Source organism: Nonomuraea sp. B10E15, assembly GCF_039871615.1.
Lineage (GTDB): Bacteria > Actinomycetota > Actinomycetes > Streptosporangiales > Streptosporangiaceae > Nonomuraea.
In genome coordinates this window covers 166,108-178,506 of sequence record NZ_JBDPMB010000004.1, presented here as the reverse complement: position 1 = coordinate 178,506, position 12,399 = coordinate 166,108, and the positions used below count along the sequence as shown (strand labels likewise).

The window sequence follows — 12,399 nt, the reverse complement described above, 5'->3', positions numbered from 1 at the left end:
GCGAGCGAGGAGAGTGTTTTGTCCCAAGCAGCAGAGGTTCTCGAGCTGGACGAAAGCGTCGCCGACAGTGGCAGCGCCATCGGCGCCGACTCGGTCAAGACCTACCTGAAAGAGATCGGGCGGGTGCCGCTGCTCACCGCCGAGCAGGAGATCGAGTTGGCCAAACGCATCGAGGCCGGGCTGTTCGCCAGAGAGCGGCTCGACACCGAGCCCGACCTTCCCGGCGAGCTCCGCGCCGACCTGGAGTGGATCGCCGCGGACGGCACGCGGGCCAAGCAGCGCATGCTGGAGGCCAACCTCCGGCTGGTCGTCTCCATCGCCAAGCGCTACACCGGTCGCGGCATGCTCTTCCTCGACCTGATCCAGGAGGGGAACCTCGGCCTGATCCGGACGATCGAGAAGTTCGACTACCGGCTCGGCTACAAGTTCTCCACCTACGCCACGTGGTGGATCAAGCAGGCGATCACCCGCGCCATGGCAGACCAGGCCCGCACGATCCGCATTCCCGTCCACATGGTGGAGCTGATCAACAAGGTGGCGCGGGTGCAGCGGCGCCTGCAGAGCGACCTCGGCCGCGAACCCACGCCGGAGGAGATCGCCAAGGAGAGCGAGCTCGAGGTGAGCCGCGTCATCGAGGTGCAGGGCTACGGCCGCGAGCCCATCTCGCTGCACACGCCGCTCGGCGAGGAGGGCGACAGCGAGTTCGGCGACCTCATCGAGGACACCGAGGCGGTCTCCCCGGCCGACGCGGTGTCGTTCACGCTGCTCCAGCAGCAGCTGCACGCCCTGCTCGACCAGCTCTCCGAGCGCGAGGCGGGCGTGATCAGCATGCGCTACGGCCTGGCCGACGGCAAGCCGCGCACGCTCGACGAGATCGGGCGCGTCTACGGCGTCACCAGGGAGCGGATCCGGCAGATCGAGGCCAAGACGATGTCCAAGCTCCGCCATCCGTCCCGCTCGCTGGCGCTGCGCGACTACCTGAGCTGACCGTTCACCTGGCGCACGAGGTTCCGGAGAGAAAGGCTGCGCAAACGGGAACTCAAGACTGTCGCCACAGCCCCTTGGATGTTGCTGTGAGTGACCTAGATTCCCAGGCGTGAAACGCTCCCGTTCGAGCCTCGTCCACCAAGTGACGTACGCGTTCAAGAACCCGCGCAAGATCCTGCCCCACGTGAGGCGGCTCGCCCGCGACACCTGGTTCAGGCTGCGTACCCGCGACCACGTCGCCTACTACCGTGCCGTCATGAAGTCCGACACCGCGCGAGACCCCGAGGGCGCGGTCGGCTCACACACGCACCGCCGGTGGCTGGCGCTGGGCCGTATGCAGTTCGACTACCTCGTCGAGCACGGGCTGAAGCCGGAATGCCGGATGCTGGAGATCGGCTGCGGCAACCTGCGGGCCGGTCACCTGTTCATCGACTACCTGCACACCGGCAACTACTACGGCATCGACATCTCGCCCGACATCCTCATGGCGGCCCAGGACACCCTCGCCGAACACGGGCTGGGCGACAAGCTCCCGCACCTCACCCCCGTACGCGACCTGCGCTTCGCCTTCCTGCCCGACGAGCACTTCGACGTCGTCCACGCGCACAGCGTCTTCTCCCACTCGCCGCTCGACGTGATCGAGGAGTGCTTCGCCCACGTCGGCCGCGTCATGAAACCCGGCGGATGGTTCGACTTCACCTTCGACCGGACCGAAGGCAAGGAGCACCAGGTGCTGCGGGAGGACTTCTACTACCGCACCGAGACCCTGATCGCGCTGGCCGCCAAGCACGGGCTGCAGGCGAGGTTCATGGACGACTGGGAACGCCTGCCGCACAAGCAGTCGAAGATCCGCGTCACCCGGCGGGCCGCCGCCTCCTAGCCGCACGGCGGAAAACGACCTGCGTGCGCGCGGTGGTCTGGCCTAGCCTGTGGCGCGTGAAAGACGTCCGGTCGCTGCCCAAAGCCCATCTGCACGTTCACCTGGAGAGCACCGTACGCCCTGAGACCGTGCGCGACCTGGGCGGCACACCCGGACACGGCGGCGTGTTCCGCGACTTCAGGGAGTTCGCCGACCAGCGGGCGCGGGTGCGCGCGCTGCTGCGCACGGCCGAGCACTTCCGGCGCGTCGCGGTGGAGTTCTGCGCGGACGAAGCCGCGCAGGGCACCCGCTACGCCGAGGTGACCTTCACCGCCGCCTCCCACGGGGAGCGGGTGGGCAAGCCGGAGATGCCGCTGGAGGCGGTGCTCGACGGGCTGGACGAGGGCAGGGCCCGCTACGGCATCGAGTGCCGGGTGCTGCTCGACCACTCCAGGCGACGGCCGGTGGAGCGGCTGTGGAGCACGTACAAGCTGGCCACCCGCTACGACAACGTGATCGGCATGGGGCTGGCGGGCGACGAGAGCCATCCGCTGACGCCGTTCGCCGAGGTGCTCGACGCGGCCAGGGACGCGGGGCTCCATCTCGTCCACCACGCGGGCGAGGCGGCCGGCCCGGCCAGCATCCGCGAGGCCCTCGACCTCGGGCACGCCGAGCGCCTCGGGCACGGCATCCGGATCCTCGACGACGAGAGCCTGGTGGCGGAGGCGCGCGAGCGCGGGATCCCGCTGGAGGTCTGCCCCACGTCCAACGTCCTGCTCGGGCTCGTCCCGTCGCTGGCCGAGCACCCGCTGCCGCGGCTGCGGGCGGCTGGGCTCACCGTCACGATCAACACCGACGGGGAGACGGCGCTGGCGGACGAGTACACCCGGCTGCGCGACGTCTTCGGCTGCACCGACGACGATCTGGCCGGGCTGGCACGCGCGTCGATCGACGCGTCGTTCGCCCCCGACGAGGTGAAGGCCGAGCTCAGGGCCGCCGTGCACGCCTGGGCCACGGCGCCGTGAGCGGCCCTGTTGCGGGCGGGGTGACGCCGGACGGCCCTCCTGACGAGGTGCTCGACGCGTACGGGGCCGAGGGGCGGCCGGTCTGGATGGGCGGGGCCTGGCGGGTCGGCGATGCGGTCGTGAAGCAGGTGGACTTCCTGCCGGAGACGGTGTGGCGGGCCGAAGCGCTGTCCGCGTTGCCTGACTCGCCCGAGTTCCGCGTGGCCCGTCCCGTACGAGCGCGGGACGGTGCATGGGTGGCGCACGGATGGGAAGCGGCCCGGCTCGTCCCGGGCGAGCCCGACGTCGGCAGGCAGGACGACGTGCTCAGGGCCGGGGCCGCCTTCCACGAGGCGATCGCCCACCTGCCCCGGCCCGCGTTCCTGGACGTCCGTGACGACCCCTGGTCCCACGGGGACCGCGTGGCGTGGGAGGAACTCCCCGGCCCGCCCGGCGCGGCCCGGCTGCTGGAACCGCTCGTACGGGCTCGGCGGCCGGTGGATCTCCCGTCGCAGGCGGTCCACGGGGATCTGCCCGGCAACGTGCTGTTCGCCCCCGGCCTGCCGCCGGCGATCATCGACTGGCCGGTGTACTGGCGTCCGCCGTCCTGGGCCGCGGCGGTCGCGGTCGCGGACGCGCTGTGCTGGCACGACGCCTCGCCCGCGCTGGCCGAACGGTGGGCACACCTGCCCGAATGGGGGCAGATGCTGGTACGCGCGCTCATCTACCGGATCGTCACCCACGAGGCCCTGAACGGGCCTGAGGCATGGACTCCGGACCAGGTGGCCGCCTACCGGCCGGTGGTGGACCTCGCCGTCACCCACGCCCGCCCGGCCGCCGGATGACGCCCCCGCCCGGGTCCCGCCCACGGTCGCCGGTGGGTGACGGCCGGGCGGAACTCGGTGACCGGTTGCCCGGCACGGTGCTGGCGGCCGTCCTGGGGCGGCCGGGTGGCAGGGTGCTCGGCTGCCACGCCGAGCCGATCGGCAGCGGCACCGGTGCGGTGACCGGTGCGGTGACCGGTGCGGCGACCGGCGCGGTGACCGGTGCGGTGACCGGCGCGGTGACCCGCCTCTCCGGAACGGCTCTGCTCGGGCCGGACGATGCCGGGGCAGGCGCGTCCGGCGCCGCATCGACCCGGGTGAACAACACCGACGGCACCCGCGGCGTGGGGGGGTGCTCGCGGTTCGGGGGCTCGGGAGGTGTCGTTCCGGATGGTCAGGAAGGAGTTCCGGCCGCTGCGGACCGGGCGGCACGCCCCGTACGCCGGAGATCCACGGCACTGGGCGTACTGGCGGCGGGAGCCGCTGGCGTACGCGAGCGGCCTGCTGCCGCGCGGTCCCGGGCTGGCCGCGCTGGACGTGCCTGCGAGCCGGGTGAGATCGTCCGGCACTCGTCGTCGAGGAGCACGACGTCCTGGGTGTCGGCGAAGGCCAGCCGTGTCCGGCCGCCGTTGCGCAGGTTGCGCCCGGTCGGGCTCGTGGCCCTGGTCGACAGCCAGACGGCCTGCTCGTGCCAGGCGAACCACAACGGCACGAGCTTCAAGACGGCAAGGCTACGGTGCGGGCGGCGAGGAGATCAGGAATCGAGAAGCGTGCAGCCGCCGACAGTGCCTAGCCTGACGTGCATGAACGTATCCATTCACGCGAGTTTCCTGCCGCACGACGACCCGGACGCGTCCCTGGCCTTCTACCGCGACGTCCTCGGTTTCGAGGTGCGCGACGACGTCGGCTACGACGGGATGCGCTGGATCACGGTCGGCCCCGCAGGCCAGCCCGGCACGTCCATCGTCCTGCAGCCACCGGCCGCCGACCCCGGGATCACCGACGCCGAGCGCGTCACCATCGCCGAGATGATGGCCAAGGGCACCTATACCGGCATCCTGCTGGCCACCGACGACCTCGACGGCTTCTTCGCGCGGGTGCAGGCCGGTGGCGCGGAGGTCATGCAGGAGCCGGTCGAGCAGCCGTTCGGGGTCCGCGACTGCGCCTTCCGCGACCCCGCCGGCAACATGATCCGCGTCCAGGAGCTGCGCTGAGCGCCTGAGGTCAGGGGACGCTCGCCCGGCCGTCGGGCGGTCGTGTGCGGTGGAGGGCGAGGCCGGCGTCCACGACCTCCGACCGCTCCAGGCCGGTGACGTCGGCCAGGGCGATCCACGCGGCCCGATCGGTGCTGCCGCCGATCTCGTGGCGCAGCGTGCCGCCGGTGATGTGGCCCTCGTACATGACGCGCAGGGCGTGGAAGTCGGCCTGGCGCTGGTCAGCCCTCGGGTAGGGGCGGTGCAGGGTGCTGATGCCGAGCAGGGCGTCGATGGCGACGGTGTAGCCGGTCTCCTCCTCCACCTCGCGGATCGCGGCGTCGACCGGGTCCTCGCCGTGGTCGAGGCCGCCGCCGGGCAGCGTCCAGAGCCGCTCGCCGGCGGGGCCGACCCAGCGGGCCAGGAGGATCTGTCCGTCCTCCACGCAGATGGCGTACGCGGACACGCGCAGTTCCTTGGCGATCATCACCGGTCAGGGATATCACGTGACGTACGGGGATCTCGACCGCCTCGGCATCCGGCGCTCGATCCGTGAGCTGCTCGGGCGGGGGACCGGGCCGTGCCTGGAAACCGGATGCGGCACGGGCGCGTACGCGGGAGCGGTCAGGGAGCTCGGGTGGACGCCGGTGGGCATGGACCTGTCGTCGGGCATGCTGGAGTACGCGCGCTCCAGGCTGCCGGTCGTGCGCGGGGACGCCGGGCGGCTGCCGTTCCGCAGCGCAGCCCTGCCGACGGTCGTCTCGGTCATGGTGCACACCGACATGCCAACGGGTGACGAGCGAGGGGCGGGGATGGTGACGGTGACCGGCGACGGGCGAACAGATCGGGCCCGCGCCACGTTTCGGTAGGCGTGATGTCACGCGTACTCGCCGGACCCAGGGCATGCGGCCGCTCACCCCCGAGCTGATCGACGCCCTGGGCACGCCTGTCCGGGTGCGCGCCGAGCCGGGCCCCGACCGGACGAACCTGATGGTGATCGTCGCGGTGGTGGCGGGAGCGCTCGTGCTGGGCGCGGTGATCTGGCGCCGCGGAAGGGGCGCGCCACGCGGGTGACGCGGCCGCTACGGGAGCGCCCGCTGGATCACCGCCGCGCCCAGCGGCCCCAGCTCCACCTGCCCCGCCACCGGCGACCCCGTGAGCAGGTCCGTCCCCGGCACTTCGAGGGGGACGGACGCGGCGAGCTCCGCGCTGTGGTTGAGCAGGAACACGTACTCGTACGTGTCGTCCCCCCGCACCGAGCACTCCACGTGCGCGGGCACGCCCGCGAACCGTGACCGCACGCCCGCCGACGCCACGGCCTCCAGCACCACCGCGTCGAGGGCGGCCTGCTCCAGCAGCGTCGCCACGTACACGACCCGCCCCGAGCCGTAGCGGTTCTCGACCACGGCGGCCCGCCCTTCGAGCAGCCCGTCGGCGTAGGTGGCCAGCGCCGTGCCGCTCTCCAGGTGGAGGTCGTCGCGCCACCAGGTCGACGTCGCCCGCCGCCCGTCGGCGAACTCCACGGCGAATGTCTCGTGCGGGCGCGCCGGCCAGTACTCGTCGATCTTCGCGCCGATGAGGTCGCGGAACGCGCCGGGATACCCGTCGGGCCGTACCCGGTTGCAGTCGTCGACCACGCCCGAGAAGAAGGACATGACGACCGTGCCGCCGTCGCGGGCGAAGGCCCGGATGCGCTCCGCGCCCTCGTCGCCGATCAGGTACGCGTTGGGTACCACCAGCACCTTGTACCCGTCCAGCGACGGCCCCGCCGGCACCACGTCGACCGCGTGGTGCCGCTCCCACAGCGGCGCGTAGTGCCGCATGACCGTGTCGGTGTAGCTGAAGTCGCTGCGGGGCAGGCCGTGCGTCTCCTCCAGCCCCCACCACCCGTCCCAGTCGAACAGCACGGCGATCTCCGCGCGCGAGGTCGTCCCGGCCACGGGTGCCAGCAGCTTCATCTCCCGGCCGAGCTCGACGATCTCCTTGAACGTGCGCGAGCCGGGGCCGGAGTGCGGCAACATCGCCGAGTGGAAACGCTCGTGCCCGCCCCGGCCGGCCCGCCACTGGAAGAACATCACCGAGTCGGCCGCCCGCGACACCGCCTGCAGCGAGCCCAGCCGCATCCGCCCCGGCTCCTTGACGACGTTGAGCTTCCACTGGCACACCGCGCTGCTCGACTGCTCCATCAGCATCCACGGCTGCCCGCCCTTGAGCGAGCGGAACAGGTCGTAGTTGAAGGCCGCCGACACGTGCGAGTCGGCTTCGGCCGGATTGGGGTAGATGTCGAGCGCGACCGCGTCCTCCTCCGGCGCCCACCGCCAGTAGTCGGCGTGCCGGAAGAAACGCATGAAGTTGGTCATCACCGGCACGTCATCGCGGAACGAGCGCACGATGTCCCGCTCGGCCAGATAACACTCCAGCAGCGCGTCGGAGGTGAAGCGTTTGAAGTCGAGCTTGCGGGCCGGGTTCATCCAGGTGCGCGGGATGTTCGGCACCTCGATCTGCTCCCAGTCGGTGTAGAGCTGGCCCCAGAATCGGGTGGTCCACGCCTCGTTCAGGGTGTCGAGGTCGCCGTACCTGCGCCGCAGCCATCTGCGGAAGTTGACCGACGCGGCCTCGTTGTACGCCGTCGGACCGTACTCGTTGCTGATGTGCCACATCGCCAGCGCGGGATGGAACGAGTACCGCTCCGCGAGCCTGGTCGTGATGCGGGCGGCGTACTCGCGGTAGATCGGCGACGACGGGTCGTAGTGCAGGCGGTTGCCGAAGCCGAACGGCTCCCCGTCGGCCATGATGGGGAACACCTCGGGGTGCAGGTGCGTGAGCCAGACGGGCGGCGCCGCCGTCGGGGTGGCCAGGTTGACGCTGATGCCGTGCTCGTGGAGCAGGTCCATGACGTCGTCCAGCCAGCCGAACTCGTACGTCCCCGGCTCGGGCTCCAGCGACGCCCACGCGAAGACGCCCAGGCTGACGGTGTTGACGCCGGCCTCGCGCATGAGGCGGACGTCCTCGTGCCACACGGCGGGCTCCCACTGCTCGGGGTTGTAGTCGCCGCCGTAGGCGAATCCGCCGACGCGGGTACGGAACGTGTCCATGCGGGTCATAGGGGAACTCCGATCACAGGAGGCGCGAGGTGACGCCGGCCGTGTCCGCGGCGATGCGGGCCGCGCCGTCCGGTCCGGGGTCGCCGTCGGCGATGGTGACCGCGTAGCGGAAGGCCAGCGACGCGCCCGGCTCCACCGGCCGCACGACGTCGAAGAACGGCGCGGGGCAGACGCACGCGAAGATCCCCGTCCGCACGAACCACTGGACCGGCTCATCATCGGGCCCGTCATCGGGCCCGTCGTCGACGAACACGAGCGTCGAGCTCGCGTCCACCTCGTCGTGATCGCCGGAGTAGGCCAGCCACGTGCCGCGCTCGCCCATCATCTCGTCGCCGCCGGTGCGCCCGTCCAGGTAGACGCGGCCGTTGCTGAACGAGCGCGGCCCGCGCCAGAACAGCCCGCCGTACCCGGCGTTGGGCCGTCCCTCGGTGGTGGGGCTGCCGATCGGCACGGTGGCGCCGGAGACGTTGGTGAACTCGGTCGCGTACGCCAGCGTCCACCCGTGCTCGCCGAGCAGCGCCCCGAAGGAACGGTGTTCGGTGAACCAGGGCTCGCCGGTGCTCGCCACCCAGGTCAGCGACTCCTTGACGGCCATCCGGTCCGCGCCGCTGCTGATCGAGTCGAAACCGTCGTGCACGATGGCGCCGTTGTTGTCGGCCTGCACGTAGCCGCGGTCGCGGTAGTACGTGACGCCGCCCCAGAAGTTCTGGGTGCCCACGTTCGGCAGCGACCAGGCGATGCCCTTGTGCCAGACGTGGTCCCAGGGCCGGTAGAGCGACACCAGCCGGCCGGACCGGGTGCGCAGCGGGTGGAAGTAGGGGCGGGGCGACTCCAGCCGCCGGTCCCACGGGCCGTACACGTAGCGGAACAGGTCGACGCCGTCGCTGGTGAGCGTCAGCGCCCGCCCGCGCTCGTCGGTGAGCCGCAGCCCGTCCACGGGTTCGGTCATCGGGCGGTCCCTTCGGTCGTGAGCCACGGCGCCCGGTGGCCGCCCATGGAGGAGTAGAACGGGGAGCCCTCCGCCAGCTCGCCGCGCGCCACCTCCCGGCCGGTGAAGGCGGAGGCGTAGACGGCGGCGATGAGCTCGAGGGTCGGGCGGGCCTGCGCCGTCGTGACCGGCATGGGCGCGCCGGAGCGCAGGGCCTCGGCGGCGGCCGCGAACTGGGCCGAGTGGCCGGAGGGCGCGCCGGGAGGCAGCGCGTTCCAGCGGGACGCGGCGTCCGGGTCGCCGGGGGCGGGGGTGAAGCGCCAGGAGTCGTCGCCGTAGCCGTACAGGTGCTCCAGCTCGGCCGTGCCGCCGGCGAGGTCGAAGCGCAGGTAGCTGGTCTCGCGGGCGGACAGCAGGCTGTTGACGATCACCAGGGTGGCTCCAGAGGCGAGGGTCACCACCGCGGTCGAGAAGTCCTCCGTCTGAGTCGGCCGCGCCTTGCGGCCCGCCGTGGCGCGCACCGACTCCCACGGGCCGGCCAGGGACAGCATGAGGTCCATCTGGTGGATGCCGTGGCCCATGGTGGGCCCGCCGCCCTCCGACTCCCACGTGCCGCGCCACGGCACCGCGAAGTAGGAGTCGGGACGGAACCACAGCGTGTTGCAGAGCGCCAGGTGCAGCGGCCCGAAGTCGTCTCGGGCGATCGCCTCGCGCAGCGCGACCGCGCGGGCGCCGAACCGGTGCTGCGAGACGGTGCCGAACGAGCCGGCGCTGCGCGCCTCGGCCGCGGCGATCTCGTCGAACTCCCGCAGCGACAACGCCGGCGGCTTCTCGCACATCACCGACCAGCCCCGCTCCAGCACCGCCACGGCCTGGTCGCGGTGCAGGCCGGGAGGGGAGCACAGGTGCACGACGTCGCACTCCGAGCGTTCGAGCAGGTCCTCGACGCGCGTGTAGCGCTCGGGCACGTCCCACGTGGCGGCGAACGCGTCCAGCCGGCCGGCGTCGATGTCCACGGCGGCGACGATCCGCGCCGACCCGCCGAGCGCCGACAGGGCGGCGGCGTGGACGCCGGCGATGCCGCCGGCGCCGACGATCGCGATCCTCATGACGGCTGCCCCTTCTCGACCGACACGGTGGTCAGCCGCCGCTCCTCCCCGGTGACCTCGTGCACGGGCCCGGTCAGCAGCACGCTCGCCTCGGCCACCACGTCGGCGGCCGAGCGGCGCACCGACACGCCCACCTCGCCGGGCTCGACGACGCGCCGCCCGTCCCTGCCGGTGAACGCCAGCAGCCGGGCGGGCACGTCGAAGCTCACCGTCGCGCACTGGCCGGGGTCCAGCTCGACCCTGGCGTAGCCGACGAGCTGGGCGAGCGGCCGGGTGACGGAGGCGATCCGGTCGGAGGCGTACAGCTGGACCACCTCGGCGCCCGCCCGCTCGCCCGCGTTGCGCACGACGACCGAGCACCGGATCGGCTCGCCGGCCCGGACCTGCCCGCCGGCCGTCAGGCCCTCGCAGGCGAAGCGGGTGTAGCTCAGCCCGTGGCCGAAGGGCAGCTCGGGGGCCGGGTCGATGTTGCTGACCGAGCCGGCCGCGCCCAGCTTGGGGTGCAGGTAGCTGTAGGGCTGGCCGGCGACCGAGCGCGGCATGCTCATCGGCAGCCGGCCCGAGGGGTTCACGGCGCCGCTGAGCACCCGGGCGATGGCGCCGGCACCTTCCTCGCCGGGGAAGTACGCCTGCACGACGGCGGCGGCGTTCCTGAGGATCCCCGGCACCGCGTACGCGCGGCCGGTCATCAGCACCGCCACGACCGGCGTGCCCGTGGCGATGACCGCGTCGGCGAGCTCCTGCTGCGCGCCGGGCAGGTCGAGCGTCTCCACGTCGCAGCCCTCGCCGGAGGTGCCCCTGCCGAACAGCCCCGACCGGTCCCCGAGCACGAGGATCGCGACGTCGGACTCGCCGGCCAGGCGGGCGGCGGCGGCGATCCCCGAGCGATCGCCGTCGTCCACCCCCGTTCCCCGCTCGGTCCTGATCACGGCCTCCGGCAGCTCCTCCCGCAGCGCGTCGAGCACCGTGGGCGCCGCGATGCCGGTCTCCACGCCGGGGGAGTGCGGCAGCACGTGGTTGACGAAGGAGTAGCAGCCGAACAGCGCCGCGACGCTGCCGGCGTTCGGGCCGACGACCGCGACGCGCCTGCCCGCGGCCTGGCCGAGCGGCAGCACACCGTCGTTGGCCAGCAGCACGATCGACTCCTCGGCCAGGCGCCGCGCCAGGGCCCGCGACTCCGGGTCGTCGAGGTCGATCGGGCCGGACCCGCGCGGTTCGTACCCGTCGTCGAGCAGGCCGAGCGCGGCCTTCTGCGTCAGCACCCTGCGCAGCGCCCGGTCGACGAGCGACTCCGGGATCCGCCCCGCGGCCACGGCCCGCTTCAGCGGCTCCACGTAGGCCACCCCGGTGGGCAGCTCGACGTCGATGCCCGCGCTGAGCGCCTGCACGGCCGCGTCCTCGGCGTCGGAGGCCACGGCGTGCAGGGTGTGCAGGAAGGCCACCGCGAAGTAGTCGGCCACCACCGTGCCGTCGAAGCCCCACTCGTCGCGCAGGATCCGGGTGAGGTAGTGGGCGTCGGCGGCGATCGGGATGCCGTCGATCTCGGCGTAGGAGTTCATGACCGAGCCCGCCCGCGCGTCCCGCACGGCGACCTCGAAGGGGAACAGCAGCGTGTCGGCCACCTCGCGGGGGCCCGCGTGCACGGGGGCGAGGTTGCGGCCGGCGCGGGAGTTGGAGTAGCCGACGAAGTGCTTGAGCGTGGCGATCACGCCCGCGCACTGCAGGCCGCGCACGTACGCCGCGCCGATGGTCGCGACCTCGTACGGGTCTTCGGAGATGCACTCCTCGACCCGGCCCCACCGCTGGTCGCGGATCACGTCGAGCACGGGGGCCAGGCCCTGGTGCACGCCGAGCGCCCGCATGGAGGCCCCGATCCTGCGGCCCATCTCCTCCACGAGGGCGGGGTCGAACGTCGCGCCCCACGCGGGCGGCACGGGATAGGTCGTCGCCCGCCAGGCAGCCAGCCCTGTCAGGCACTCCTCGTGGGCGATGGCGGGGATGCCGAGCCGGGTGTGGTCGCGCAGCCAGCGCTGCCGTCCGGCCAGCTCGGCGCTCGCCTGCGCGGGGTCGACGGGCGTGGTGCCGAAATGGCGGGTGACGTGGCCGAGCCCGTGGCGGGCGAACGCCTCGAACTCCTCCTCGTCGCCCTGCATCGCGTCCTGCAACGGCGCGACGACGCCTTCTTCCCGGTTGACGTTCAGCCACAGGCCGACGAGCTGGGCGAGTTTCTCGTCGAGCGACATCTCCGCGAGCAGGTCGTCGACCCTGAGCGCCGCGGTCTCCGGCTGCTCACCTCGTGCAGGCATACACCCTCGTTCGTGGCATGGAGATCTCCATCTGTTGATAGCGCTAACAGGGGGCCTGCTAGATTGCGGCGCGCCGGCCGGACGT

General features: G+C 72.4%; 12 protein-coding genes and 1 pseudogene. 7 read left to right on the top strand and 6 right to left on the bottom strand.

What is annotated here, in order from left to right:
* Positions 1–51 precede the first annotated feature (51 nt).
* The 4 genes and pseudogenes from ABGB14_RS16415 to ABGB14_RS16400 form a co-directional block, all read left to right on the top strand.
* Positions 52–987 (top strand): annotated as a pseudogene (locus ABGB14_RS16415) (RNA polymerase sigma factor); the annotation flags it as partial.
* 109 nt (positions 988–1,096) lie between these two features.
* Positions 1,097–1,867: a class I SAM-dependent methyltransferase gene (locus ABGB14_RS16410; protein WP_347644513.1), complete on the top strand. Its 771-nt coding sequence runs from the start codon at positions 1,097–1,099 to the stop codon at positions 1,865–1,867.
* Positions 1,868–1,923: 56 nt separating this feature from the next.
* On the top strand, positions 1,924–2,871 hold the full coding sequence (gene add, locus ABGB14_RS16405; protein WP_347644512.1) for an adenosine deaminase: 948 nt from the start codon (positions 1,924–1,926) through the stop codon (positions 2,869–2,871).
* On the top strand, positions 2,868–3,695 hold the full coding sequence (locus ABGB14_RS16400) for a TIGR02569 family protein (protein WP_347644511.1): 828 nt from the start codon (positions 2,868–2,870) through the stop codon (positions 3,693–3,695). Before add ends, ABGB14_RS16400 begins: the two co-directional genes overlap by 4 nt.
* A gap of 373 nt (positions 3,696–4,068) precedes the next feature.
* On the opposite strand, the gene ABGB14_RS16395 is transcribed toward ABGB14_RS16400, so the two are convergent.
* Positions 4,069–4,395, bottom strand: coding sequence for a hypothetical protein (locus ABGB14_RS16395; protein ID WP_347644510.1), 327 nt, complete (start codon positions 4,393–4,395; stop codon positions 4,069–4,071).
* 82 nt (positions 4,396–4,477) lie between these two features.
* On the opposite strand from ABGB14_RS16395, the gene ABGB14_RS16390 reads away from it, so the two are divergent.
* Entirely contained in the window at positions 4,478–4,888 is a 411-nt protein-coding gene (locus tag ABGB14_RS16390) for a VOC family protein (RefSeq protein ID WP_347644509.1), read from the top strand.
* A 10-nt stretch (positions 4,889–4,898) separates the two neighbouring features.
* On the opposite strand, the gene ABGB14_RS16385 is transcribed toward ABGB14_RS16390, so the two are convergent.
* Positions 4,899–5,354, bottom strand: a complete 456-nt coding sequence (locus tag ABGB14_RS16385; protein ID WP_347644782.1) for an NUDIX hydrolase — start codon at positions 5,352–5,354, stop codon at positions 4,899–4,901.
* A gap of 19 nt (positions 5,355–5,373) precedes the next feature.
* Between ABGB14_RS16385 and ABGB14_RS16380 the strand changes: the two genes are divergently transcribed.
* Entirely contained in the window at positions 5,374–5,736 is a 363-nt protein-coding gene (locus ABGB14_RS16380; protein WP_347644508.1) for a methyltransferase domain-containing protein, read from the top strand.
* A 34-nt stretch (positions 5,737–5,770) separates the two neighbouring features.
* Positions 5,771–5,941 (top strand): hypothetical protein, encoded by a 171-nt coding sequence (locus ABGB14_RS16375; protein ID WP_347644507.1) that lies wholly within the window; start codon positions 5,771–5,773, stop codon positions 5,939–5,941.
* 8 nt (positions 5,942–5,949) lie between these two features.
* On the opposite strand, the gene ABGB14_RS16370 is transcribed toward ABGB14_RS16375, so the two are convergent.
* From ABGB14_RS16370 to ABGB14_RS16355, 4 genes are read right to left on the bottom strand one after another with little or no spacing between them, the layout of a single operon-like run.
* Complete coding sequence (locus ABGB14_RS16370; protein ID WP_347644506.1) at positions 5,950–7,971, bottom strand: beta-galactosidase; 2,022 nt, start codon at positions 7,969–7,971, stop codon at positions 5,950–5,952.
* 13 nt (positions 7,972–7,984) lie between these two features.
* Positions 7,985–8,920 (bottom strand): PmoA family protein, encoded by a 936-nt coding sequence (locus ABGB14_RS16365; protein WP_347644505.1) that lies wholly within the window; start codon positions 8,918–8,920, stop codon positions 7,985–7,987.
* The gene (locus ABGB14_RS16360; RefSeq protein ID WP_347644504.1) at positions 8,917–10,008 is read right to left on the bottom strand and encodes a Gfo/Idh/MocA family oxidoreductase; all 1,092 of its coding nucleotides are present in this window, start codon (positions 10,006–10,008) and stop codon (positions 8,917–8,919) included. Before ABGB14_RS16360 ends, ABGB14_RS16365 begins: the two co-directional genes overlap by 4 nt.
* Positions 10,005–12,314, bottom strand: coding sequence for a glycoside hydrolase family 3 N-terminal domain-containing protein (locus ABGB14_RS16355; protein WP_347644503.1), 2,310 nt, complete (start codon positions 12,312–12,314; stop codon positions 10,005–10,007). The genes ABGB14_RS16360 and ABGB14_RS16355 overlap by 4 nt, the downstream gene beginning before the upstream one ends.
* Positions 12,315–12,399: the final 85 nt, after the last annotated feature.

Bases quoted from the DNA above. Each gene is read 5' to 3' on its own strand.
- ABGB14_RS16390 (WP_347644509.1), top strand. From the start codon at position 4,478: ATGAACGTATCCATTCACGCGAGTTTCCTGCCGCACGACGACCCGGAC.
- ABGB14_RS16385 (WP_347644782.1), bottom strand. From the start codon at position 5,354: ATGATCGCCAAGGAACTGCGCGTGTCCGCGTACGCCATCTGCGTGGAG.
- ABGB14_RS16375 (WP_347644507.1), top strand. From the start codon at position 5,771: ATGCGGCCGCTCACCCCCGAGCTGATCGACGCCCTGGGCACGCCTGTC.
- ABGB14_RS16370 (WP_347644506.1), bottom strand. From the start codon at position 7,971: ATGACCCGCATGGACACGTTCCGTACCCGCGTCGGCGGATTCGCCTAC.
- ABGB14_RS16365 (WP_347644505.1), bottom strand. From the start codon at position 8,920: ATGACCGAACCCGTGGACGGGCTGCGGCTCACCGACGAGCGCGGGCGG.
- ABGB14_RS16360 (WP_347644504.1), bottom strand. From the start codon at position 10,008: ATGAGGATCGCGATCGTCGGCGCCGGCGGCATCGCCGGCGTCCACGCC.
- ABGB14_RS16355 (WP_347644503.1), bottom strand. From the start codon at position 12,314: ATGCCTGCACGAGGTGAGCAGCCGGAGACCGCGGCGCTCAGGGTCGAC.